This window comes from Microbispora sp. CA-135349 (assembly GCF_050947365.1).
GTDB lineage: Bacteria > Actinomycetota > Actinomycetes > Streptosporangiales > Streptosporangiaceae > Microbispora.
The window spans coordinates 2457268-2481834 of the sequence record NZ_CP192001.1 but is presented as its reverse complement, the minus strand read 5'-3'; the positions used below and the strand labels follow the sequence as shown (position 1 = coordinate 2481834).

The following is a 24567-nucleotide window of genomic DNA, read 5'->3' as shown; positions in this document are numbered from 1 at the left end:
TTCTTGATCGTTCTTTCCGCCCTGCTGCCGATCGCGGCCTGTGGCGTCCCTCTCGGCGATCCCCAGCCCAGACCGGTGGGGATCGGCCGGACGGCCGACGGGCAGTTCCGGTTCGTCGTTCCGCTCTGCGAAGGGGAGACCGTGTCCGCCTTCGAGGTGAAGGACCGTGAGACGTGGGCTCCCCTGTGGAGGGTGTCGCAGCCCACGCAGCCGGATGAGCGGCGGGGAATCGTCGTTCTGGGAAGAGCACAGGGGTTCGCCGAAGAAGAAGTGAGGCTGACCCTTCCCCTTCCGCACAACATCAGTGTTTCGGCGGCCGTGCCGGACGCTCCCACCATCGGCCGGGCATTCCTGCTCGACGAAGTGCCGGAAGGACTCGCCGGCACCGACCAGGTGATCGACCTCGATGGGAGGCGGCTCTCCGAGGAGGAGTTCCGGCAGCAGGTGACCGGCGAATACTGCTGATTGCGGTCCTCCCGGCCGATCTCCGGCCGGGAGGACCTCAGGCGGTCAGTAGGCGCGGCGCTGCCGCATGGCGGAGCGCTCGATGCGCTCGCGTGCCTCCAGCAGGCAGGAGGCGATCTCCTTCTCCCGCTCGGGCGTGAGGCGCGGGATCGGCACCGAGCAGCTGATGGCGTCGCGCGGCGGGTCGCTGATGTGCAGCGCGACGCCGAAGCACCGCAGCCCCTCGGTGTTCTCCTCGCGGTCCACCGAGTAGCCCTGCTTGCGCACCCGGCGCAGATCGACCAGCAGCTCCTCGGCGTCCACGATGGTGTGGGCCGTCAGCGAGGGCAGCTCGGCGGGCAGCAGCGCGCGCACCTCGTCGTCATCCCTGCTCGCCAGGATCGCCTTGCCGAGCGAGGTGGTGCTCGCCGGCAGACGGCGGCCCACCCGCGAGAACGGCCGCAGGTAGTGCCGCGAGGCACGCGTGGCGAGATACACGATGTCGAAATGGTCGAGACGGGCGAGGTGCACCGTCTCCCCCGTCACCTCGGCCAGCCAGTCCAGGGCGTCGTGCGCCATCTGGACCACCGGGTCGCCGTCGATGTACGTCGCCCCGACCAGCAGAGCCCGCATGCCGATCCGGTAGAGCGTGCCGGTGACGTCGGTCTCGATCCAGCCGAGGTCGACCAGCGTGCGCAGCAGGGCGTGCAGGCTGCTCTTGGGGTAGCCCAGCTTGCCCTGAAGGTCGGTGAGGCTGTGCAGCCCGGGATACTGCGCGAAGAAGTCGAGCAGCTCGACCGTCCGGAGTGCCGACTTCACGTGCGGCACGGGTTCCGCCATTGGTGTTACCTCCCTGACCCGCCTGTCCGCCTCCTATTGTGAGCCGGTTCCCCAGGAGGCGACCGTCCGGGAGGCGATGTAGTCCATATCCAGATCATCCCCCAGTCCGGGAGTGTCCGGCATCCGCACCTTTCCGCCGACGAGCGGGTCGACGATCGAGCGCAGGTGCGGGGCGGGGGTGTCGTAGTCGGAGTGGGGGTGCAGCAGCCCCCGCTCGTACCACCGCCCGCACAGCGTGGCGCCGATCACGGCCAGGGCGCCGGAGCCGTTGCCGTGGATCTCGCAGTCCATGCCGAACGACTCGGCCAGGTGGACGGCCTTGATCGCCGGGATGATCCCGCCGGAGCCGACCACCCCCACCCTGAGGATGTCGCAGGCCCCCGCGGCCACCCACTCCGCCCGGGCCATGTGCTTGCCCCAGGAGGTCTCCGGCCCGAGGATCGGCGTCCTGAGCTGGTCGGCGAGCCATCGGTACGACTGCACCGACGCCTCCTCCATGGGCTCCTCGTACCACGCGAAGTTCAGCTCGTCGAGAGCCCGGCCGAGGGCCAGGGCCTCGGAGCGGGAGTACCAGTGGTTGCTGTCGAGCATGAGCGCGACGTCCGGGCCGACCGCGTCGCGGACCGCGGCGCACGCCTCGATGTCGCGGTCCACGCCGTACGGCATGGGCGGCATCCAGGTGTGCAGCTTGATCCCGCGGTAGCCGCGGGACACCAGCTCCTTCGCGAAGGCGGCGTAGTCCTCGGGAGTCGCCAGGCCGCCGGGGATGTCGTCACCGCACATGGTGCTCGCGTACGCGGGCACCTCGGAGCGCGCGCCGCCGAGGAGCTTCCAGACGGGCAGGCCGAGCTTGCGCCCGGCGAGGTCCCACAGGGCCTGGTCGACGGCGCTGAGCGCGCGGTCGGACAGGTTTCCCTGGGCCCCCCGCTGCCGGCGGGCGACGCGGTGCCACAGCCGCTCCCGGGCGAGGCTGTCCTGGCCGATCAGCGCGGGCCCGATGTGGCCGGTGATCACCGCCTCCCTGACGGTGTCCGGCGCCGCCAGGCAGTACCCGGTCGCGCCGTCGCTGTCGGTGACGGCCAGCAGCGCCTCCCGCACCTCCCGGGGCGGGCCGGGGTGCCGGTGGCCGTGCCCGTCCACCACGGACTTGGTGACCGTGGCGAAGACCGTGACGATGACGCGTTCGAGGACCGCCATGGGATCTTCCCTTTCCGTAGGTGAGTTCGGGAGGGCCGGTGCGCGGTCAGGGACGCACCGGCCCGGTCCCGGGGACGCGGCGGCGACGGATCAGCCGCCGGTCGCCTTCTTCCATTCGGCCTGGGCGTCGGTCAGTTTCTGCGCCAGGGTGTCGAGGAACTCCTGGGGCTTCATCTGGCCGAGCAGGACCTTCTGGAAGAGGGGCTCGGTGTCGGCCTTGGTGATGGAGGAGAACTGCGGCAGGTAGTAGGGCGGCGACACGACCTGGGTGTTCGGGTCGTTCAACGTGTCGACGGCCGTCTTGAGGTGCTCCAGGCCCTGCAACCAGGAGTCGCCCTGCGCCTCGGTGTTGGCCGGGATCTGGCCCGTCTGCTGGTTCCAGTAACTGTTGCTGTCGTGGGAGACCAGGAACTCCACGAACTTCCAGGCGGCGTCCTTGTGCTCGCTGTTCTTGAAGACCGCGAAGCCGTCCACGGGGTTGGCCACGATGGTCCGCTTGCCGCCGGGGCCCGTAGGCAGCGCGAACGCGCCGACCTTGCCCTCGCCGTGCGCCTTCTTGTGGTCGTTGTACGAGCCCAGGTTGTGGTGCATCATCGCGATCTTCCCGGTGCCGAACGCGGCGACCATCTTCGGGAAGTCGTTGGTGACGTCGGCCTCGGGTGTGTCCTTCTTGTACAGCCCCGCCATCTTCGTGAGGAACTCGACGTTCTTCGGGTCGTTGATCGTGCTCTTGCCCGAGGCGTCGAAGAATTCGGTCACGCCCGAGTAGGAGTACATCTCGGCCAGGATCTGGAAGATCGAGCCGGCGCCGCCGCGGATGGTGTAGCCGTACGCGTCGGGCTTCTTCGTCAGGTCGTCGGCGGCCTTGAAGAACTCGTCCCAGGTGCCGGGCGCCTGCTGGAGCTTGTCCTTCAGGTACCACACCACGTCCATGTTGGAGGTGTTGGGCACCAGGTAGAGCTTCCCGTCGGGCACGGTCTTGCGGACCGAGTCGAGCATGGGCGTGGCCAGCTTGCCGTTCACCGAACTCTTGGCCAGCCACTCGTCCGCCGCCTCCAGCGCCTGCTGGCCGGTCAGGTTGGCCAGGTACGACGTGGTGACGCCGCCGACGTCGGGGGTGTCCCCGCCCGCGATGGCGGTGTCGTACTTCTGCTGGACGGAGGCGATCGGGATGCCGACGTACTCGACGTGGATCGAGGGGTTCGCCGCCTCGAACCGCTTGATCAGCTCCTGGTAGATCGGGGTGCGGGCGCCCCCGTTGTTGTCCCAGAACGTGATGGTCGTCTTGCCGGAGCCGTCGCCGGAACCCGAGTCCGACCCACATCCGGAAGCGGTGACGGCGAGAACGGCGAGCGCCGCCCAGGCCACTTTCATCTTCATGGTTCCTCCTGCTCACAACAGGCTGGTCTCTTTGATGGGGGGTGCTATCCCTTGACCGCGCCGGCGCTGATGCCGTGCACGAGATAGCGCTGGACCACTGCGAACACGCAGACCACCGGCAGGGCGGCGACGACGCCCCCGGCCGCGAGAGCCCCGAAGTCGGCGCTGTACTCCCCGATCGTGTAGCTGAGCCCGACGGGGATCGTGAAGCTGTCCTGCCTGCTGACGAACATCAGCGCGAACAGGAAGTTGTTCCACGTGTGGATGAAGGCGAACGACCCGACGGCGATCAGGCCGGGCCGCAACTGCGGCAGCACGATCGCGAGGAAGCCGCGGAACCGGGTGCAGCCGTCGACCATCGCGGCCTCCTCCACCGTGAACGGCACGGCCGAGATGAACCCGCTCATCAGGATGATCGACAGAGGCAGGTTGAAGACGGTGTCGGCGACGACGAGGCTGGCCAGATTGTTGATCAGGCCGAGCGTCCTGAAGATCGAAAACAGCGGGATCAGCATCATCGCGCCGGGGATGAACTGGGTGCACAGCAGCACGACCATGAACAGGCTCCGGCCGCGGAACCGGTAGCGCGACAGCGCGTAACCGCCCATCACCGCGACGACCGTGGTGAACAGCAGCGACCAGACCCCGACGATCACGCTGTTCTTGAAGAACACCGCGTAGCCGATGTCGTTCCAGACGGTCTCGAAGTGCTCGAACGTGATCGGCCAGGGCACCGGGTCGGTCGATCCGGCCGGCCGCAGGGCGAACACGAGCATCCAGTAGAACGGCACGAGGGTGAAGACCAGGTACAGCCCGAGGGGGACGTAGAGCCGCAGCACGCGGCCGGGGTCGCGCCTCTTCCGTCGGCGGCGGGCCCCCGCGGGCACCGCTCGCGTGTGCGGGCGGGTCATGACGTCGGCGCTCATCGCGAAACCCCTCGCCTCTTCATCGTTCCTCGCCGAACCGGCTGAGCCGCAGGTAGAGGATGGAGCAGAACAGCAGGATCACGAAGCCCGCCATCGTCAGCGCCGAGCCGTACCCGAAGTCCTTGGAGTCGACGGCGCGCTGCGCGACGTACAGCGGCAACGTCATCGTCGCCTGCGCGGGACCGCCGCCCGTGAGCGTGTAGAGCAGGTCGACGTTGTTGAATTCCCAGACTCCGCGCAGCAGCGTGGCCAGCACGATCGCGTCCCGCAGGTGCGGCAGCGTGACGTGGTGGAAGCGCCTGACGCGCCCGGCGCCGTCCACCGCCGCCGCCTCGTAGAGCTCGCCCGGGATGCCCTGCAGGCCGGCGAGCAGGAGGATCGCGAAGAACGGCACACCACGCCACAGCTCGGTCACCACCACGGCCGGGAACACCGTGTCGGGATTGCCGAGGACCGCCGCCTCGGGCTGCCCGAGGAAGCGCAGCACGCCGGTGCTCGGCGTGTAGAGCAGGATCCAGATGCCCGTTGTCAGCACCCCGGAGACGGCCCACGGGGAGAAGACGAGCGACCGGGCGAGCCCCCGGCCGATGAAACTTTCATTGACGATAAGGGCCAGAACCAGTCCGAGGATCAGCTGGAGGGCGATCTCGGCGACCACCCATTTCGCGGTGAATCCAAGGCTGTGCCAGAAGACCTCGTCCTCGAACAGCATCTGCCGGAAGTTGTCGAGCCCGGCGAAACCGTCCGCCCATGGCCGGGTGAGGTTGCGATGCTGGAGGCTGTAGTACGCGACGCTCCCGATCGGGTAGACGAGAAACGCGGCGATGAGCGCCACCGTCGGTGAGATCAGCAGGTACGGCACGGCCTTGCGGCGCATCGTCGTCACCGGCGCATCTCCTCTGGTAGAGATTCCCGAACTTCGGTCAAGACATATTCCTGAACCTCGTTCACAAGCGTGGACGGATCAACGGTGATGTTCGGGCCGCGGTCCTGTCAAGGATCCGTGTCCTATTCGAAACATTCACTCTCTGGGCGTGCGCGTCTTGACCGCGCGCCGCCACTCGCCGTACGGTCCCGGTGTTCACGAATATGAATTCGGTTCAGAATGATGACGGAGGAAGCCGGTGACGTTGGACGGCCTGCTGTTCTTCCCGGTCACGCCGTGCGACGAGGAGGAGCGGCTCGACCTCGAGACGTTCCGCCGGCACGTGCGGCAGGGCGTCGAGGCGGGGTGCGGCGCGGTGTTCGCCTGCTGCGGCACCGGTGAGTTCCCCTCGCTCAGCCTGCGGGACCACGCCGCCTGCGTGGCCGCGGCCGTCGAGGAGGCGGCCGGACGCGTCCCGGTGGTCGCCGGCACCGGCTACGGCACCGCGATGGCCCTGGAGTTCGCCAGAGCGGCCGAGGACGGCGGGGCCTCGGCCCTGCTCGCGCTGCCGCCGTACCTCGTCCAGGCGGGTCAGGACGGCCTGCGCCGCCACTACGAGGCGATCGCGGACGGCACCCGGCTGCCGATCATCCTCTACCAGCGGGACAACGCCGTCTTCGAGCCGGATACGGTCGCGGCGCTCGCGCAGCACCCGGGCGTCATCGGGCTCAAGGACGGCTACGGCGATCTCGGCCTCATGCGCCGGATCATGGAGGCCGCCCCGTCCGGCCTGCTGTACTTCAACGGCCTGCCGACGGCGGAGCTGTCCCAACTCGGCTACCGGGACCTCGGCGTGACCCGCTACTCCTCCGCCGTCTTCTGTTTCCTCCCCGACCTCGCGCTCGCCTGCTACCAGGCGCTGCGGGACGGCCGCGACGACGTCGCGAACCGTCTGATCGAAGGGTTCTACCGCCCCCTGGTCGACCTCCGGCGCGAGGGACCGGGATACGCGGTCTCGCTCATCAAGGCGGGTGTGCGCCTGCGTGGTCTGGACGTGGGACCCGTCCGCCGGCCGCTGTCCGATCCCGGCCCCGAGCACGTTCACCGGCTCGCCGCACTGATCGACCGCGGTCTCGCCCTTCTCGAAGAACTGGAGCGGTCGCCCGACCCGGCCTGAGCGCCGGCGACACGTACGGACTCGTCTCGGGGGAGCGACCGCGGAACGGAGATCAGTCATGCCCGCAAGACCCCTCCTCCTCTCGGCCGTCCTCGCGCTCGCGGCGGCCGCCCCCGCCCTGGCGGCGAGCCCGGCCGCGGCGGCCACCACGCCCACCGGGAAGCCGGTGGGACAGCAGGCCGATCTCGGGCGGCAGACGCTGCCGGCGAACGACGGCTGGGCCTCGGCCGGCACCGGCACCACCGGCGGCGCGGCGGCCCCCGCCGCGAACGTCCACGTGGTCGCCGACCGCGCGGGCCTGGCCGCGGCGCTCGCCTCCCCCGGCCCCCGGATCATCTACGTCAAGGGCGTCATCGACGTCGACAAGACCTGCGCCGACTTCGCCACCGGGGGATACACACTGGCCGGCTACCTCGCGGCGTACGACCCGGCGGTGTGGGGCCGCGACACCGAGCCCTCCGGGCCGATGGAGGACGCGCGGGCGGCCTCCGCCGCGGCGCAGACGAAGTACATCAAGCTCAAGGTGCCGTCGAACACGACCATCGTGGGCCTGCCTGGCGCCGTCATCCGGCACATCAACCTGCACGTGGACAAGGCCGACAACGTCATCATCCGCAACATCCGCTTCGAGGACGCGGCCGACTGCTTCCCCCAGTGGGACCCGACCGACGGCGACGAGGGCAACTGGAACTCCCTCTACGACAACATCTCGGTCACCAACTCGACCCACGTCTGGATCGACCACAACACCTTCACCGACGGGGACAACCCCGACGCGAACCAGCCGGTCTACTTCGGCCGGCCCTACCAGGTGCACGACGGCCAGGCGGACATCACCAGCGCGTCCGACTTCGTGACCGTGTCGTGGAACAAGTTCTCCGACCACGACAAGACGATGCTGATCGGCTCGACCAACAACCCAGCCAACGACCGGGGCAAGCTCAGTGTGACCGTGCACCACAACGAGTTCTCCGGCAACCTGCAGCGGCTGCCGCGCGTGCGGTTCGGCAAGGTGCACGTCTACAACAACTACTACCAGGTGCCCGACGCCGAGCCCTTCGAGTACGCGCTGGGCGTGGGCGTGGAGTCCCAGATCTACGCCGAGAACAACTACTTCCGGCTGAGCCGGAGCGTGGACCCGGCCGACCTGCTCTACAACTGGGGCGGCACGACGCTGACGGCCAAGGGCAACCTGCTGCGGGTCGGCGGCAAGGAGACCCCGATCGACCTGGTCGCCGCCTACAACGCCAAGAACGACCCCGACCTCGGCGCCGACGCGGGCTGGACCCCGGCCCTCCACACGAACGTCGACCCCGCCGCAACCGTGCGCAGGGAGGTCTCCCGGCACGCGGGAGCCGGCGAGATCCACTGACGCCCGGCGCCGCCGGACGTCCTGGTGATCGCGAGCCGATGGCGCGCGGCCCCTCCCCGGGGCCGCGCCGTCCCGTCCGGCTCACGCGCTTCTCAGGACGCGGGACCCGGACGGGACGGCGGCAGCCCGAGCTGGAGATAGAGCTCCAGCTGGTCGTAGAAGACCTGCTGATTGACGATCAGGCCGTCCTTCGTGGCGAAGAACCAGCAGCATCGCACGCTGACGTACCGCCGGGTGCCCTGCAGCACCTCACCCGTGGTGAGCGGGAACGGCCCGGTGTGCCTGCCGGTCCCCACCGCGGCGACCGCCGTGGCCTCGCCGTCCCCGACCTTCTGCAGGACCGTGGCGTGGACGTCGGGGAAGGCCTGCCAGATGCCGGTGTGGTACGACGCCACCTCCGAGCGGCCCTCCGCCGGCCCGCCCGGGCCGACCGCGACGGGCTTGGCACAGTAGCACCGCATCACCGCGTCCAGATCGTGGGCGTTGTACGCGCTGAAATATCGATCCACCACGTCGGTCACGGCGAGACCCCCCGATTACCGCGTCCGTTGTCCAGGTTATCCGGCACCGGCCGATCACCCCGGTGGCGCCCGGACTCGAAACACCGACGCGCCGCTCCCGGAGAGGGAGCGGCGCGTCGGCGGCTCGGCGTCAGACGCGCAGGCGGCCGTCCACGCGTTGCGGCACGCCGAGCGGGTTGTCGTCACGCAGCTCCGGCGGCAGCAGATCCTGCGGCCAGTCCTGGTACGCCACAGGGGTCGTCCAGCGCCTGATCGAGGCCGCGCCGACGGAGGTGTGCGCCGGGGCGGTGGAGGCCGGCCAGGGACCGCCGTGATGCATCGCCCAGCAGACGGCGACACCGGTGGGCCAGCCGTTCCAGATGAGCCGTCCGGCCAGCCGGGCCAGGGCTGGCACGAGGTCGCGGGCCTCCTCGGGCCCGGCGGCGTGGACGGTCGCGGTCAGCGACCCGGGCAGCCGGCGCAGCACGGGGGGCAGGTCGGCGGGGTCGCGGTAGCGGACGACGATCGCCGACGGGCCGAAGCACTCCTCCGCCAGCTCGGGGAGCCCGTCCGCGAACGCCTCCAGGTCGGCGGCGAAGACCTGCGGGGTGACGCCGTCCACCGCTCCCCCGCCGGCCAGCACGGTGAGCCGCTCGGCCAGCCGGCCGGACGTTCGCAGGTAACCCTCTCGGATCTTCGCGGTGAGCATGGGCCCGCCGGTGGTCGCGGCGACCGCCTCGGCGACGGCCCGCTCGAAGCCTCCCTCCGCGGGGACGAACAGCAGGCCGGGGTTGGTGCAGAACTGCCCCACTCCCAGCGTCAGCGAGGCCGCGAACCCGGAGGCCACCTCGGCGGGGTCGGCCGAGGGCAGCACGACGACCGGGTTGACGCTGCCGAGCTCGCCGTAGAACGGGATGGGGTCGGGCCGCTCGTCGATCAGCTTCTGGATGGCCTTCCCGCCCGCGAGCGAACCGGTGAAGCCGACCGCCGTGACGAGTGGGTGCTTCACCAGCGGGGCCCCCGTCTCGAACCCGTGCACGAGCCCGAGCAGGCCGGGGTCGGGCAGAGCCCGCCGTACGACGGAGGCGGTCAGGTCGGAGGTGCGGGGGTGCCCCTCGTGGGCCTTGACCACGACCGGGCAGCCGGCCGCGAGCGCCGACACCGTGTCGCCGCCCGCCACCGAGAACGCGAAGGGGAAGTTGCTGGCCGCGAAGACGGCCACGACGCCGAGCGGATGGTTCATCCTGCGCACATCGGGACACGGCGGCGTGGCGCCGGGATCGGGGTGGTCGATCACCGCCTCGACCCACCCGCCGTCCCGCAGGACGTCGGCGAACAGCCGGAACTGCGCGGCCGTACGGGCGATCTCGCCGCGGAGCCGCGCCTCCGGCAGCCGGGTCTCCTCGGCGGCGGCCGGCCACAGCTCCTCGGCGTGCTTGAGCAGGGCGTCGGCGACGCCTTCGAGCACGGTGGCGCGCTCGGCCGGGGGCGTCGCCCGCCACGCCTCGCCCGCCGCGGCGGCCCGCTCGGCCGCTTCCTGGACGACCTGGTTCACCTGATCGGTCACCTCATCCCCCCGCCGTGAGATTTTCGACATCGTAGCGGGGGCCGCAGAACGCCCCGCCGAGCAGGGAGTGCGGCAGCTCGCCGAGGTCGGGCTCGCCGTGCTCGGCGATCAGCGCGTCGGCGAAGACCTCAGCGTCGTCCTTGGGCTCGTAGCCGATGGTCCGGCCCTCCTCCAGGGACCACCAGCGGCGCGTGTTGGCCGAGACTCCCCACACGACGTGGAAGCCGTCGGCCGTCAGCGACGCCTCGACCAGCCGGGCGCAGTCGTCCGGCGACAGCCAGGTCGACAGCATGCGCGCGTCCCTGGGCCGCTCGAAGCACGAGCCGATGCGCAGGCAGGTGACCTGCATGCCGTACCGGTCGTGGTACAGCGAGCCGAGCGCCTCCTTGGTCACCTTGCTCACGCCGTAGAAGGTGTCCGGGCGCGGGAACAGGTAGTCCGGGGCCTCGCCGGCGCCGCGCGGGAAGAACCCGACCGCGTGGTTGCTGCTGGCCAGCACGACGTGGCGCACCCCCGCCCGCCGCGCGGCCTCCAGCACCACGTAGGTGCCGTTGATGTTGACCTGCAGGATGTCCGCCCACGGCTGTTCGAGGCTGTGGCCGCCGAGGTGCAGCACCGCGTCCACGCCGTCCATCGCCGCTTCCATCGCCTCAGGATCGGTGATGTCGCCGGTCACCGCCTCCTCGCCCGGTCCCGCCTTCAGCGGGGCGACGTCGAGCAGGCGCAGCACGCGCCCCTCCCTGGCCAGCCGGGGTCGCAGCAGGGTGCCGACGCCGCCCGCCGCGCCGGTCATGAGAATTCGCATGTGCCTCCTGTCGGATCGGCCCTGCATTAGGCGCGGTGATCGTCCGCGCGAGGCACGGACCGTGTCAATGCCGAACGGCGCCAGTCTCGCAGCAATTCCCAAACGTTCACAAGAACGGGCAGGGTTCACATATCTGACCGACAATGCCTTCTTGACGCAACTGTTGTCAATTCCTACGGTCTTGCTGATAGGTGACCGCAATTGCGCAACCGGTTCAAGCATGCGAACAGGAGCGCGAGCATGACACTCCTCCCGCGCTTCGGCGTCATCGGACAGGGCTCCGCCGGACACCCTCCAGCCAGGTTGACTTTGGTGAGATCGCACAGCTAGCTTCGTGAACATAATGAAGAACTCTGTCCATGTATGTGGACACTGAGGGAGTGGGCGGATGCAGCTCGACGGCGTTCTCTTCTTTCCGGTCACACCGTTCGGCGCGGACGGTGAGCTGGCCGAGGACGTGCTGGCCAAGCACGTGGCGCGCGGAGTCGCCGAAGGAGCGGGCGGGGTGTTCGCCGCCTGCGGCACCGGCGAGTTCAACGCGCTGGGCATCGACGAGTACGCACGGGTCGTGCGGATCGCCGTCGAGTCGGCCGCCGGCCGGGTTCCCGTCCTGTCCGGCGCCGGCGGCTCGCTCCCCTTCGCCCGCGACTGCGCGCGCAGGGCCGCCGAGGCGGGCGCGGACGGCCTGCTGCTGCTGCCTCCCTATCTCGTCAGCGCGCCCGCCGACGGGCTGGTGCGCTACGTCCGCGAGGTCGCGGCCTCCACCGATTTGCCGATCATCGTCTACCAGCGGGCCAACGCCCGCTTCACGGCGGCCGCCGCCGCCGCGCTGACCGAGATCCCCAACGTCACCGGCTTCAAGGACGGCCTCGGCGACATCGACGCCATGCAGCGGATCGTGCTCGCCGTGCGGGAGGCAACCGATCGCGACTTCACCTTCTTCAACGGGCTGCCGACGGCCGAGATGACCGTGCCCGCCTATCGGGGGATCGGCGTGAGCCTGTACTCCTCCGCCGTGTTCTGCTTCCTCCCCGAGGTGGCCCTGGCCTTCCACAAGGCCGTGACCGCCGGGGACGACGACCTCGTCCGGCGCCTGCTCGCCGGTTTCTACCGCCCGCTGGTCGAGCTGCGCGACCTCGTGCCCGGCTACGCCGTCTCGCTCGTCAAGGCCGGCGTCGCCCTGCGCGGCCTCGACGTGGGCCGGGTGCGGCCGCCGCTGGTCGACGCGGCCCCCGAGCACGTCGCCCAACTGGAGAAGCTGATCGCCACCGGACTGGACATCGTCGGATGAGGAGCCGGATGAGGATTCGCGAGATCAACGTCACGCCGGTCGCCTTCCGCGACCCGCCGCTGCTCAACGCCGCCGGCGTCCACGAGCCGTGGGCACTGCGCACGGTCGTCGAGGTCGTCACCGACGAAGGGCTGAGCGGCCTCGGGGAGACCTACGGCGACCTCGACCACCTCGTGCGGGTGCGGGCCGCCGCCGAGGCGCTCATCGGTCACGACGTCTACGGCCACAACGCGATGTACGCCACCGTGGCCGGCCTCGTCGGCGCCGATGTCGTCACCGATCTGCACGGCCTGACCGGCACCTCCTCGCGGGCCAAGACCGTCGACCGGATCTTCTCCCCCTTCGAGGTCGCCTGCCTGGACATTCAGGGGAAGGCGGCGGGCCGGCCCGTCGTGGACCTGCTCGGCGGCCGGGTGCGCGACGCCGTGCCATACAGCGCCTACCTGTTCTACAAGTGGGCCGGGCACCCGGGTGCGGCGGAGGACGGGTTCGGCGCCGCGCTCGACCCCGACGGGGTGGTCGAGCAGGCCCGCCTGCTGATCGGCCGCTACGGCTTTCGCTCGATCAAGCTCAAGGGCGGCGTGTTCCCGCCCGAGCAGGAGATCGAGGCGATCCGCGCGCTGCGGGAGGCCTTCCCCGAGCATCCGCTGCGCCTCGATCCCAACGCGGTGTGGAGCGTGGAGACCTCGATCCGGGTGGGCCGCGAACTCGACGGCGTGCTCGAATACCTGGAGGACCCGGTCGAGGGCATCGAGGGCATGGCCCGGGTCGCCGCCGAGGTGCCGATGCCGCTCGCCACGAACATGTGCGTCGTCACCCCCGAGCACATCCCGCCCGCCGTACGCCAGGGCGCCATCGGCGTGCTGCTGACCGACCACCACTACTGGGGCGGCCTGGTTCGCTCGGCGCACATCGCCACGCTGTGCGAGACCTTCGGCATCGAGCTGTCCATGCACTCCAACTCCCACCTCGGCATCAGTCTCGCCGCGATGACCCACCTGGCCGCCGCCACTCCGGCGGTCACCCACGCCTGCGACACCCACACCCCCTGGCAGGACGGCCAGGACGTGGTCGTCCCGTCTTCGGGCGGTGAAGGCGCGCTGCGGTTCGCAGACGGCGCGGTCGCGGTGCCGGACGGCCCGGGGCTCGGGGTGGAACTCGACCGCGACGCCCTCGCAATCATGAACGAGCAGTATGAGAAGTGCGGGGTCCGCTCCCGCGACGACACGACGTACATGAGGTCCGTCGACCCGTCCTTCTCCGCACGGAGGCCACGCTGGTGAACGTCATCTACGCCTACCCCTGGGACATCGTCGGCGACCCCGGCGCCCCCGGACGCCTCAAGGCGCTCGGCGTCGACGCGGTGGCGCTCGCCGCGTCCTACCACACCACCCGCGCCGCGACCCCTTTTCATCCCGCGCACCGGCTGGTCGAGGCGCGGCACGCGGCCTGCTACGTCCCCGTACGCGAGGAGGCGTGGAAGGGCCACCGGCTCGTGCCCGGCACGCCGTCCTGGGTGGACTCGGATGATCCGTACGGGGAGGCCAGAGACGCGCTGCGCGCCGCCGGCCTGCCGGTCCAGGCGTGGACCGTGCTGACCCACAACACGCTGCTCGGCTCGGCCAACCCCGACCTGGTCGTCACCAACGCCTTCGGAGAGCTCTATCCGTACGCGCTGTGCCCGGCGGCGGCGGACGTGCGCGACTACTGCCGCACGCTGGTCCACGAGGTCGTCGAGGTGGGTGACCCCGACGCGCTGATCCTGGAGGCGTGCGGGGCCCTCGGCTTCCGTCACGGCGGCCATCACGAGAAGACCGACGGGGCCGACTGGTCGGCCGCGCAGATCGCGCTGCTGTCCCTGTGTTTCTGCGCGGCCTGCGTACGCCGTTACGAGGCGGCGGGGCTGGACGTCGCCGAGGTCCGCGCGCGGGTGCGGGCGGGCGTCGACGGCGGGCCGGGCTCGGTCGAGGACGCGCTCGGCGACCTGGCCGGGCCGATGCGCGACCTGCGCACGGGGCTCGCGGGCGAGCTGCGTGACCTGCTGCTGGCCGAGGCCAGGGCGGTGCGGCCCGACCTGAAGATCGCCCTGCACGCCAACGCCGACCCGTGGGCGACCGGCCCGTTCGCGACCGTCCCCGAGGGGGTGGACGTCGACCTGCTCGTCGGCAACTGCTGGAACGCGCCCGAGGTGGACGAGGCCGGGCTGCGCGCCCTGGGCCGGCTCGGCCCCCGCGTGGGCGCGTACGTGCTGGCCCTGCCCCCGCGGCCGGCGGACGGCGGAGCGCTGTCGTTCCTGGCCGAGGCCTACACGGCGGCCGGCGCCGCCGAGATCCACTGGTACCACGGCGGCCTCGCCTCCGCGGCCCGGCTGAAGGCGATCGCGGAGGCCGTCCGCCACTGAGCCGCACCGCACAGTGCCAGACGATGCGGGACAATCTCGGGCATGCGGTTCGGCATCCTCGGCCCGACGGAGGCACGGCTCGACGGCGAGCGCCCGGTCCCGGTGGGTGGACCGGGTCTGCGGGCGCTGCTCGGCCTGCTGCTGCTCAACGCGGGGAAGGTCGTCACCACCGACCGCCTGATCGACGGCCTGTACGGCTCCGAGCCCCCGGCCGGAGCCACCAACGCCCTGCAGGCCCAGGTGTCGCGGCTGCGCCAGCACCTCGCCGGCCTTGGCGACCAGGGCGACCTGGTGGTGCGGGAGCCTGCCGGATACCGGCTGGCGGTGGACCCGGACGACGTGGACGCCTCGCGCTTCGAACGGCTGGCGGCCGAGGGACGGCGGGCGCTCGACGCGGGCGACCCCGCCCGCGCCGCCGATCTCCTCGGCGCCGGGCTCGCTTTATGGCGCGGCCCGGCGCTCGCCGACCTGCCCGACGCGCCGTTCGCCCCCGCTCAGGCGGCGCGCTTGGAGGAGCTGCGGCTGTCGGCGGCCGAAGACCTGACCGAGGCGGGGCTGTCCCTCGGGCGGCACCGCGACCTGCTGCCGGAGCTGCAGGAGAGGGTGAGCGCCCATCCCCTGCGTGAGCGCACGCGCGGCCAGCTCATGCGCGCCCTGTACGCGTCGGGGCGTGCGGCGGAGGCGCTGGCCGCCTTCGAGGACGGCCGTCGTCGGCTCGCCGACGAGCTCGGCGCGGACCCCTCGCCCGAGCTGGCCGCGATCCACCTCGCCGTGCTGCGCTCCGACCCCGCCCTCGCTCCCGCCTCCGCCTCCCCCGCCGGGCGGCCGGTCCCGCTCACCCCTCTCATCGGCCGCGACGCCGAACTGGAGCGGATCGGCGCGCTGCTCGCCGAGTCGCGCCTGGTGACGCTCACCGGCCCCGGCGGAACGGGGAAGACCCGGCTGGCGGTCGAGGCGGCGGCGCGCTGGCACAGCGGCGGGCACGGTGGTGGACACAGCGGCGGGCACGGTGGTGGACACAGCGGTGGACACAGCGGCGGGCAGGACGAGGTCTGCTTCGTGGAACTCGCCCCGCTCACCGACGGCGCCGACGTGCCGCGGGCAGTCCTCGGCGCGCTCGGGCTGCGCGAGACCGCCGTGCCCGCCTCCCCCGGCGGACGGCAGGGCGCGAGCGACCCGGTCGCCCGCCTGGCCGCGGCCCTGACCCCGCGACCGGTGCTGCTGGTGCTGGACAACTGCGAGCACGTCGTGGAGGACGCCGCCCGGCTCGCCGACCGCCTCCTCGGCGTCTGCCCGTCCCTGCGCGTCCTGGCCACCGGCCGGGAGGCGCTCGGGATCACCGGGGAACGGCTGTGCCCGGTCTCTCCGCTGGAGGTGCCCCCGCCCGGGACCGGGGACGCGCTCGCCTACCCGGCGGTCCGGCTGTTCGTCGAGCGGGCCGCCGCCGTACGGCCCGGCCTCACGCTCGGCCCCGAGGACGCCGAGCACGTGCTGCGGATCTGCCGGGCGCTGGACGGGCTGCCGTTGGCCCTCGAACTGGCGGCCGCGCGGCTGCGCTCGCTGCCTCTCGCCCAGGTCGCCGCCCGGCTGGGCGGCGACGCCGGCGACCCGGCCGCGGAGGGCGACGCCCCGCGCTTCGCGCTGCTGTCGCGCGGCAGCCGTACGGCACAGCCGCGCCACCGCACGCTGCGCGCCGTCGTGGAGTGGAGCTGGGACCTGCTCGACGAGCCGGAACGCACGCTCGCGCGGCGGCTGACGGTCTTCGCGGGCGGTGCGACGCTGGAGGCGGCCGAGCGGGTGTGCGGCCTGGCCGACACCGACGGCGCGCTCGCCTCCCTGGTGGACAAGTCCCTCGTCGAGGTGGTGGACGACCGCTACCGGATGCTGGAGACGATCCGGGCGTTCTGCGCGGAACGACTGGCCGAGGCGGGCGAGGGCGAGCGCATGCGGGCGGCCCACCTCGCGTACTTCCTGGACCTGGCCGCCACGGCCGATCCCCACCTGCGCGGCCCGCGTCAGGTCGAGTGGCTGCGGCGGCTCGACGGCGAGCACGAGAACCTCACCACGGCGCTGCGCCGGGCCGTCCGGGCAGGCGACCTGACGGGGGCGCTGCGGCTTCTGTCGGCCACGGCCGGCTACTGGATGCTGCGCGGCCTGCGCGCCGAGGTCGCCGGACCCGCCGCCGACCTGCTCGCCGCCATCGGAGACGCTCCCCCGGAAGGGCTGGAGGAGGAGTACGTCCTGTGCGCCTGCGTCGCGGCCAGGGGCGGCCACGCCGACGTGGACCACCTGATCGCCCACGCGCTCCGGATGGCCGCCACCCTGCCGGTCCCGCCCAGGCAGCCGTTCCTCCTCATCCTCCGCGCGATGGTCAGCGGCCCTCCGGACGACGAGGAGCTCCGGGAGATCGAGCGGACCTACGACGTGCTGGTGAAGGATCCCTGGACCCGCATGCTCAGCAACTTCAGCATGGGATACCTCCGGCTGTTCGACGGCCACCTGACCGAGGCCGAGGAGGCGATCACCGAGGCGCTGGCCCAGTCCCGCACGCTGGGCGACCTCTGGACCCGGGTCCTGATCCTGACGGCGCTGGGCGACGTCGCCGAGTGGCGCGGAGATCACGAACGGGTGGAACGACTGGCCGGTGAGGCACTGGAGCTGGCCGAGCGCCTCGGCGCTCCCCTGGACGCGGCCGAGACCCTGTGCCGTCGCGCGCGTGCTCGCATGCGCCTGGGGAAGACGGCCGAGGCGCACGCCGACTACGAGCGCGGGGCCGGGCTGGCCCGGCGGCTGGGCGCCCCGGAACTGGTCGCGGAGGCGTGTCTCGGACTCGGCGAGCTGGCCCGCCTCGGCGGCGACATCGGCGAGGCACGGCGGCTGTACCAGGCCGCCCTGGCGGAGTGCACGGCCGAGTGGTTCGCGGCGGAGGAGACCCGCTCGCGCGTCTACCTGGCTCTCGGGCTGGCCGCCGAGATGTCGGGTGAGGCCGCCGAGGCGCTGGCCTGGCACCGCCGCGCCCTGACGACGGGCTTGGGCGACCGCAACCTCTCGATGGTCGCCGGTGTGGCCGAGGGGGTCGCCGGCGTCGCCCTCCTGGAGGGGGATCCGGAGCGGGCCGTGTGGCTGCTGGGCGTCGGCGAGGCCCTGCGCGGCACACCCGCCGTGGCCGACCCGGACGTCGAGCGGGTCGCCGCCCACTGCCGGGCCGCCCTGGGCGATGACGCGTACGAGCGGGCGTACGCCGAGGCCAGGGCGCACGCCCGGCAGCGTGTGCAGATCACCGCCGGCTCGGCGGCGCCCGCGCTGACCGTCGTCGAGGGGCACCTGTCAGCGCTCGGTGGATGAACCGTCAGCGCCCGGGCGGACGCTGCCGCCATGAACGACACCTCGCGAAAGTGGGGCACGCTGGCGGTCGCGTGCGCGGCCGTGCTCCTGCTGTCCGTCGACCTCACCGTGCTGCACCTCGCCCTGCCGAAGCTCGGCGAGGACCTGTCGCCCTCGGCCACCCAGCTGCTGTGGATCGCCGACATCTACGGGTTCGCCCTGGCCGCGCTGCTGGTCACCATGGGCAACGTCGGCGACCGGATCGGGCGCAGGCGCCTGCTGCTCGCCGGCCTGGCCGCCTTCGGCGCGGCCTCGGCCCTGACGGCGTACGCGCCGAACGCTCCGCTTCTGATCGCCGCCCGCGCCCTGCTCGGGGTCGCCGGGGCCACCATCATGCCCTCGACGCTGTCGCTGGTCCGCAACGTGTTCACCGACCCGAAGGAACGGACCACGGCGGTGGGCATCTGGAGCAGCGTCTCGGCCGTCGGGTTCGCCCTCGGCCCCATCGTCGGCGGCCTGCTGCTCGACCATTTCTGGTGGGGCTCGGTCTTCCTGATCAACGTGCCCGTCGTGGTGGCCGTCCTGGCCGCCGGGTTCGTCGTGCTGCCCGAGTCGCGCAATCCCCGCCCCGGCCGCATCGACCTCGTCAGCGTCCCGCTGTCGGCCGCGGGCGTGCTCGGCCTGATCTACGCGCTGAAGGAGGCCGCGACCGGCGGCGTCGCCCGGCCCTCGGTCGCCGCCGCGGCGGTCGTGGGCGTCGCCGCTCTGGTCCTGTTCGTGCGCCGCCAGACCCGGCTGGCCGAGCCGCTGATCGACGTGGCGTTGTTCCGGCGGCGCGCGTTCGCGGCCACGGTCGGCGCCGAACTGGTCGCGGTCTTCGCCATGCTCGCCATGTCGGTGGTCTTCGCGCAGTACTTCCAGCTCGTCCTCGGCTGGTCTCCGCTGCTCGCCGGGCTCGCGGGCATGCCGGGCGGCCTCGCCGCGGGCGCCGGCGGGGCGCTGTCGGGCGTGCTCGTGCACCGGTGGGGGCGCGGGCCGGTCGTCTCCGCGGGGCTGGCGCTGACGGCGACCGGATTCATCCTGTTCAGCCGGATCGACATGGAGACGCCCTACCTCTACATGCTCGCGGCCATGCTCGTCCAGGGTGTCGGGATGGGCTTCACCTTCGCCGTGACCGGCGACACGCTGCTCGCCTCGGTGCCCAGGGAACGAGCCGGCGCGGCGAGCGCGATCTCCGAGACCGCGCACGAGATGGGCGGCGCGCTGGGCATCGCCGTGCTCGGCACGGTCCTGACCACCACCTACCGGAACGGCCTGGCGCTTCCGCCCGGTCTGCCGGACGGCGTGGCGGCCGAGGCCCGCGACACGCTCGCGGGCGCGCTGAAGGCCGCCACCGCACTGCCCGGCGAGGCCGCGGGGGCCGTCGCCACGGCCGCGCGGCAGGCGTTCGTGGACGGCATCCAGGTCACCGTGCTGACCGGCGCGGCGATCCTGCTCGCCCTCGCCGTCGCCGTCCCGTTCGCGATGCGCGGCGTCCCCAAGGTGATCCCGGAGACCGGCGAAGAGGAGCCCTCCGAGAGCCCGGCCGTGGTCCGCTGAGGCAGGGCACCCGTGTACCCGCGAGGGTCACCTGTCCGCTTACGTCACCTGGGTCAGCCAGTGGTCGTGCGCGCCGTGAAAGGGGCCGGTACGCGCGCCCACGGCCTCCATCAGCCAGGCGGCCGACCGCTCCGCCTGCCGGACGATCTCCTCCGGGTACGCGTACCGCACCTGGTGCACGGCGAACTCGTCCTCGTCGTCCAGGATCAGCCGGCCGTCGCGCATGCGGAGCACGTCGAGGTCGAGGTCGGCCATGGTGATCCGGCCGTCGCGCCGGACCGGCACCGTCGTGATGTCGCAGTAGATCGCGCATCTGTTCGGCGCGGCGTTGAACGTGGCCGTCCACCACGCGTTCCGGGGGAACAACATGACCGACGCGCAGGGCAAAACCGTCTTGGGGTCGTGTCCCCGCTGAGTCACGGTCCCCGAAGGGCAGCCGGCCCACGTGCCGTGCTCGTCCTCGCCCAGCAGGCGGGCCGGGTGGTGCCAGTGCAGCGACCCGCCGTACTTGCGGTAAATGATCATCACCTCGGACACGGGCGGGACGCTACGCCACGCCCGTCTCCGAGTACAACGGAATTACCGGTCAGACCTCGACGACCACCGGGATGATCATCGGGCGGCGACGGTAGGTGTCGCTCACCCAGCGGCCCACCGTACGCCGGATGGTCCGGCGGATCTGCATCTCGTCGGCCACTCCGGACGCGGCGACCTCCTGCAGCGCGGCCTCGATCTGCGGGACGACCGCGTCGAACGCGTCGGGGTCGATGCCCGAACCGCGAGCGGTGATCTCCGGCCCGCCGGTGAGCTTCCCGGTCGTGGAGTCCACGACGACGACGATGGAGATGAACCCCTCGTCGCCCAGGATGCGCCGGTCCTTGAGCGCCACGTCGGTGATGTCGCCCACCGAGGTGCCGTCCACGAAGACGTACCCGCACGGGACCGCGCCGGTGATCCTCGCCTGGCCGTCGACGAGGTCCACGACCACGCCGTCCTCGGCGATCACGATGTTCTCCCGGGGGACGCCGGTCAGCTCGGCCAGCGCGGCGTGCGCCCGCAGGTGCCGCCACTCCCCGTGCACGGGCATGAAGTTGGACGGCTTGGTGAGGTTGAGCACGTACAGCAACTCGCCCGCGGCGGCGTGGCCGGAGACGTGCACCCGCGCGTTGCCCTTGTGGACCACCCGCGCGCCCCAGCGGTTGAGGCCGTTGATGACCTTGCTGACCGCCGTCTCGTTGCCCGGCACCAGCGACGAGGCGAGCAGGACGGTGTCGCCCTCGGCGATCCTGATCGGGTGGTCGCGGTTGGCCATGCGCGACAGCGCCGCCATCGGCTCGCCCTGGGAACCGGTGCAGATCAGCACCACGTCCTCCGGCGGCCACTCCTCGATCTCCCGGGAGTCCACGAGCAGGCCCCCGGGCACCTTCAGGTAGCCGAGTTCGCGCGCCACGCCCATGTTGCGGACCATCGACCTGCCGATGAGCGCGACCTTGCGGCCGTGCTTCTCGGCCGCGTCCATGATCTGCTGGACGCGGTGGATGTGCGAGGCGAAGCTCGCCACGATGATCCGCTTGGACGCGCTGCGGAAGACGTCGTCGATGACCGGCGCGATCTCCCGCTCGCTGGTGACGAAGCCCGGCACCTCCGAGTTGGTGGAGTCGGACATCAGCAGGTCGACGCCCTCGGCCCCGAGGCGGGCGAACGCCCCGAGGTCGGTCAGCCGCCCGTCCAGCGGAAGCTGGTCCATCTTGAAGTCGCCGGTGTGCAGGACGAGGCCCGCAGGGGTGCGGATCGCCACGGCCAGCGCGTCGGGGATCGAGTGGTTGACCGAGACGAACTCGCACTCGAACGGCCCGAACGAGCGCCGTTCGCCCTCGATCACCTCGACCTTGACCGGCTGCATCCGGTGCTCGGTCAGCTTGCTCTCGATGAGCCCGAGCGTCAGCCGGGAGCCGACGATCGGAATGTCGCGCCGCTCGCGCAGCAGGTACGGCACCGCGCCGATGTGGTCCTCGTGGGCGTGCGTGAGCACGAGCGCCTCGATGTCGTCGAGCCGCCCCCGGATGTAGTCGAAGTCGGGCAGGATGAGGTCGACGCCCGGCTGGTCCGGCTCGGGGAACAGCACACCGCAGTCCACCACGAGCAGACGGCCGTCGTACTCGAACACCGCCATGTTGCGGCCGATCTCGCCGAGACCGCCCAGCGCGACGATGCGCAGGCCGTTCTCCGGCGGCGGCGGAGGCGCCCCGAGCTCGGGATGCGGATGACTCATGCCGCCCCCTCCGCCCCGTGCTCTGACCCGTGCCGCTCGCCGCCCCCGTTCTGAGGCCGGGAGCCGCCCACGCGCGGTCCCCTATCTTCGTTTCTTCTGGTCAAGTCGCTCATTCGGCTCCATCTGTTGATTTAATCCACAAGCTTGAGACCCCCCGTGATGAGGTCCTCACGAAGCGCTGCGATCTGCTCCTGCGTGGCGTCCACGAGCGGCGGCCGGACGTAGCCCGCGTCCTGGCCCACCAGCTTCAGCGCGGCCTTCACCATGATCGCCCCCTGGGTGCGGGTCATGATCGCCGAGACCACCGGAAGCAGCCGGCGGTGGACGGCCAGGGCGTTCGCGACGTCACCGGACCGATAGGAGTCGGCCATCGAGGCCAGCTCGGCGCCGGCCACGTGGCCCACCACGCTGACGTACCCCACCGCGCCGACCGAGAGCCACGCCAGGTTCAGCGCGTCGTCCCCGGAGTAGAAGACAAGGTCCGTGGAGGCCATCACCTGCGAGCTCGCGAACAGGTCGCCCTTGGCGTCCTTGACCGCGATGATGCGCGGGTGCTCGGCCAGCCGGAACAGGGTCTCGGTCGCGATGGGCACGCCCGCGCGCCCGGGGATGTCGTACAGCATCACTGGAAGACCGGTCGCGTCCGCTACGGCGGTGAAGTGCCGGAGCAGACCCTCCTGCGGCGGTTTGTTGTAGTACGGGGTGACCACCAGAAGGCCGTGGGCGCCCGCGCGTTCGGCGGCCCGGGCCAGCTCGACGCTGTGCCGCGTGTCGTTGGTTCCGGCACCGGCCACGACGGTGGCCCGGTCGCCCACGGCCTCGACGACCGCGCGCAGAATGCGGTCCTTCTCCTCGTCCGAGGTGGTGGGAGACTCCCCCGTGGTGCCGCTGACCACCAGGCCGTCGTTGCGCTGCTCGTCGACAAGATAAGCGGCGATCCGCTGGACGCCCTCATAGTCCACGGCGCCGTCGGAAGTGAACGGTGTGACCATGGCGGTCAGTGTGCGGCCGAAGGGGGCGTCGGAGGTTCCAGTAGGCGATGCCATAGACCGAACGGTACCCGGATCCGCAGGAGTGATGGACCTCGCCACCCCGTTATGTCCAGTACCGCCCCGCGGGCACCGCCAGACAGCGGAAGAGGCCGCCGATATGTGCTCGGGGGTACACACATCAGCGACCTCTAACCGGGAATCGCCGCGCCTTACGCGGACGTTACACGCTTCTGGCGAAATTTTTCCGGAAGGCCGCGAACGGCGGCTTTTGCCCATCCCTGAGCACCGCCGTCAGTCATGGCCGCCGGCGGGCGATCGCCCGGATGGCAGGCTCGGCATTCGGCGGCCGGTCCGGGGATGGCCGCCGGTCCGGGGATCGGTGACGGGACTCGGCGGACGACGCGGGGGCGGTCAGTTGACCTCCCCCGAGAGGAGCCTCACCCACAGCTCCTCCATCCGCGCGGCGACGAGCCGCTCGGTTTCGTGGATCTCCATCTTCTTACCCCGTTTCGTCCGCCGGATGAACAGCAGCCCGCCCGCCGAGCACAGCTCGTAGATCGTCGCCTTGCATTCACACGTGTGCCTTCGTACGCGTACGCGATCGCTACGGTTGACGGCTTTCAACCAATTGATCCTCTTATGACCGTCCCGAGGAGGGCTGGCATGGATGCCGTGATAGGGGGGCGGGAGGGGAATATCGGCACCTGGCCGCTTAGCGGCACAATCACCCATTAGCAGCCCTTTCGGCAGGCAAAGTTGGAGTCACAGGCCATCTCCGTCACTCTCGGTTGCCCGGCGAATACGCCAAGATTTGGAAGACCCGTCACCCCCTCAGGGATGGATTGATGGCAAACTCTGATCCGGTCTACCTGCGCGTAGTCGAGGACATTCGCCGCCAGATCGTCGACGGCACGCTCCCCCCGGGCGCACCGATCCCCTCGCGGCACCAGATAACCAGGAAGTACAGCGTCGGAGAGACGGCCGCCCGCCACGCGCTGCGCGTGCTCGCCCAGGAGGGCCTCATCATCGGCCGGGTGGGCTCCGGGCACCGGGTGCGGGAGAAACCGATCCTGCTCCCGCTCCACCGCAGCCGCCATCCCGAACCGCACGCCGCCTTCGCCAGCGACATGCAGGCGGGCGGACGGCAACCCAGCTGGAGCTGGCGCAGCGAACTCGCCGACGCCCCTCCCCACATCGCCCACCGGCTGCGTGTCGGCGAGTGCAGCCCGGTCATCAGGACCCGTTACGTCTTCCGCGGCGACGGCCGCCCGGTGCAGTTGCTCACCTCGTACGAACCGGTCGAGCCCGGGCAGAGCCAGGCGCTCGAGGAAGGCACGTACGAACGCAGGAGCGCGGCCTTCCGCCTCGCGGCGAGCGGCCTGCCGCTCACCGAGATCAGCGAGACCGTGCTCATCCGTGTCCCCCAACCGACCGAGAGCGACCTGCTGGAGCTCCCCGCCGGCGTCCAGGTGCTCCAGATCGAGCGCACGTACTGGGCCGGGGAGCGTCCGGTGGAGACGAGCGACGCCGTGGTGCCCGGTGACCGGTTCCGCCTGGTCTACGGCATCCCCAGCCTCCTTTGACTGTCGGTGCCCACTGGTACAACCGATCCGGA

21 protein-coding genes are annotated in these 24567 nt (G+C 71.4%); 9 read left to right on the top strand and 12 right to left on the bottom strand.

Features of this window, described 5'->3' with window-relative positions; genetic code table 11:
* The first annotated feature begins 3 nt into the window (after positions 1-3).
* The gene (locus ACQPZZ_RS11795) at positions 4-465 is read left to right on the top strand and encodes a hypothetical protein (protein WP_432931533.1); all 462 of its coding nucleotides are present in this window, start codon (positions 4-6) and stop codon (positions 463-465) included.
* Positions 466-510: 45 nt separating this feature from the next.
* Here ACQPZZ_RS11795 and ACQPZZ_RS11790 read toward each other — a convergent pair whose 3' ends face one another.
* The 5 genes from ACQPZZ_RS11790 to ACQPZZ_RS11770 form a co-directional block, all read right to left on the bottom strand.
* Positions 511-1284: an IclR family transcriptional regulator gene (locus tag ACQPZZ_RS11790; protein ID WP_363646402.1), complete on the bottom strand. Its 774-nt coding sequence runs from the start codon at positions 1282-1284 to the stop codon at positions 511-513.
* A 33-nt stretch (positions 1285-1317) separates the two neighbouring features.
* Complete coding sequence (locus ACQPZZ_RS11785; protein ID WP_432931531.1) at positions 1318-2481, bottom strand: enolase C-terminal domain-like protein; 1164 nt, start codon at positions 2479-2481, stop codon at positions 1318-1320.
* Between the two features lie 90 nt (positions 2482-2571).
* Positions 2572-3861 carry an ABC transporter substrate-binding protein gene (locus ACQPZZ_RS11780; RefSeq protein ID WP_432931529.1) on the bottom strand — a complete coding sequence of 430 codons (1290 nt, stop codon included), beginning with the start codon at positions 3859-3861 and terminating at the stop codon, positions 2572-2574.
* 44 nt (positions 3862-3905) lie between these two features.
* The gene (locus ACQPZZ_RS11775; RefSeq protein WP_363646399.1) at positions 3906-4787 is read right to left on the bottom strand and encodes a carbohydrate ABC transporter permease; all 882 of its coding nucleotides are present in this window, start codon (positions 4785-4787) and stop codon (positions 3906-3908) included.
* Between the two features lie 19 nt (positions 4788-4806).
* On the bottom strand, positions 4807-5664 hold the full coding sequence (locus ACQPZZ_RS11770; protein WP_432934349.1) for a carbohydrate ABC transporter permease: 858 nt from the start codon (positions 5662-5664) through the stop codon (positions 4807-4809).
* A 247-nt stretch (positions 5665-5911) separates the two neighbouring features.
* Here ACQPZZ_RS11770 and ACQPZZ_RS11765 point away from each other — a divergent pair, with 247 nt between their 5' ends.
* Positions 5912-6829 (top strand): 5-dehydro-4-deoxyglucarate dehydratase, encoded by a 918-nt coding sequence (locus ACQPZZ_RS11765; protein WP_432931527.1) that lies wholly within the window; start codon positions 5912-5914, stop codon positions 6827-6829.
* 58 nt (positions 6830-6887) lie between these two features.
* Entirely contained in the window at positions 6888-8201 is a 1314-nt protein-coding gene (locus ACQPZZ_RS11760) for a pectate lyase family protein (RefSeq protein ID WP_432931525.1), read from the top strand.
* Between the two features lie 92 nt (positions 8202-8293).
* On the opposite strand, the gene ACQPZZ_RS11755 is transcribed toward ACQPZZ_RS11760, so the two are convergent.
* From ACQPZZ_RS11755 to ACQPZZ_RS11745, 3 genes are all read right to left on the bottom strand, one after another.
* Positions 8294-8722, bottom strand: a complete 429-nt coding sequence (locus tag ACQPZZ_RS11755; RefSeq protein WP_432931523.1) for an ester cyclase — start codon at positions 8720-8722, stop codon at positions 8294-8296.
* A 130-nt stretch (positions 8723-8852) separates the two neighbouring features.
* Positions 8853-10298, bottom strand: coding sequence for an aldehyde dehydrogenase (NADP(+)) (locus tag ACQPZZ_RS11750; protein ID WP_432931521.1), 1446 nt, complete (start codon positions 10296-10298; stop codon positions 8853-8855).
* Positions 10270-11073: an NAD-dependent epimerase/dehydratase family protein gene (locus ACQPZZ_RS11745; RefSeq protein WP_432931519.1), complete on the bottom strand. Its 804-nt coding sequence runs from the start codon at positions 11071-11073 to the stop codon at positions 10270-10272. Before ACQPZZ_RS11745 ends, ACQPZZ_RS11750 begins: the two co-directional genes overlap by 29 nt.
* A gap of 388 nt (positions 11074-11461) precedes the next feature.
* Between ACQPZZ_RS11745 and ACQPZZ_RS11740 the strand changes: the two genes are divergently transcribed.
* The 5 genes from ACQPZZ_RS11740 to ACQPZZ_RS11720 are packed head-to-tail and all read left to right on the top strand — an operon-like array spanning position 11462 to position 19688.
* Positions 11462-12364: a 5-dehydro-4-deoxyglucarate dehydratase gene (locus tag ACQPZZ_RS11740; RefSeq protein WP_432931517.1), complete on the top strand. Its 903-nt coding sequence runs from the start codon at positions 11462-11464 to the stop codon at positions 12362-12364.
* Between the two features lie 8 nt (positions 12365-12372).
* The gene (locus ACQPZZ_RS11735; RefSeq protein WP_432931515.1) at positions 12373-13647 is read left to right on the top strand and encodes a glucarate dehydratase family protein; all 1275 of its coding nucleotides are present in this window, start codon (positions 12373-12375) and stop codon (positions 13645-13647) included.
* Positions 13644-14765: a hypothetical protein gene (locus ACQPZZ_RS11730; RefSeq protein WP_432931513.1), complete on the top strand. Its 1122-nt coding sequence runs from the start codon at positions 13644-13646 to the stop codon at positions 14763-14765. Before ACQPZZ_RS11735 ends, ACQPZZ_RS11730 begins: the two co-directional genes overlap by 4 nt.
* A 42-nt stretch (positions 14766-14807) precedes the next feature.
* Positions 14808-18110: a BTAD domain-containing putative transcriptional regulator gene (locus ACQPZZ_RS11725; protein WP_432931511.1), complete on the top strand. Its 3303-nt coding sequence runs from the start codon at positions 14808-14810 to the stop codon at positions 18108-18110.
* Between the two features lie 30 nt (positions 18111-18140).
* The gene (locus ACQPZZ_RS11720) at positions 18141-19688 is read left to right on the top strand and encodes a DHA2 family efflux MFS transporter permease subunit (protein ID WP_432931509.1); all 1548 of its coding nucleotides are present in this window, start codon (positions 18141-18143) and stop codon (positions 19686-19688) included.
* A 39-nt stretch (positions 19689-19727) separates the two neighbouring features.
* Here ACQPZZ_RS11720 and ACQPZZ_RS11715 read toward each other — a convergent pair whose 3' ends face one another.
* The 4 genes from ACQPZZ_RS11715 to ACQPZZ_RS11700 form a co-directional block, all read right to left on the bottom strand.
* A complete protein-coding gene (locus ACQPZZ_RS11715; protein WP_432931507.1) occupies positions 19728-20225 on the bottom strand; it encodes a DUF402 domain-containing protein in 498 nt (165 codons plus the stop codon).
* Between the two features lie 49 nt (positions 20226-20274).
* Positions 20275-21960 carry a ribonuclease J gene (locus ACQPZZ_RS11710; RefSeq protein WP_432931504.1) on the bottom strand — a complete coding sequence of 562 codons (1686 nt, stop codon included), beginning with the start codon at positions 21958-21960 and terminating at the stop codon, positions 20275-20277.
* A gap of 131 nt (positions 21961-22091) precedes the next feature.
* The gene (gene dapA, locus ACQPZZ_RS11705; RefSeq protein ID WP_432931503.1) at positions 22092-23006 is read right to left on the bottom strand and encodes a 4-hydroxy-tetrahydrodipicolinate synthase; all 915 of its coding nucleotides are present in this window, start codon (positions 23004-23006) and stop codon (positions 22092-22094) included.
* 357 nt (positions 23007-23363) lie between these two features.
* Entirely contained in the window at positions 23364-23576 is a 213-nt protein-coding gene (locus ACQPZZ_RS11700; RefSeq protein WP_363646380.1) for a hypothetical protein, read from the bottom strand.
* 221 nt (positions 23577-23797) lie between these two features.
* Here ACQPZZ_RS11700 and ACQPZZ_RS11695 point away from each other — a divergent pair, with 221 nt between their 5' ends.
* On the top strand, positions 23798-24535 hold the full coding sequence (locus ACQPZZ_RS11695; RefSeq protein WP_432931501.1) for a GntR family transcriptional regulator: 738 nt from the start codon (positions 23798-23800) through the stop codon (positions 24533-24535).
* Positions 24536-24567 lie beyond the last annotated feature (32 nt).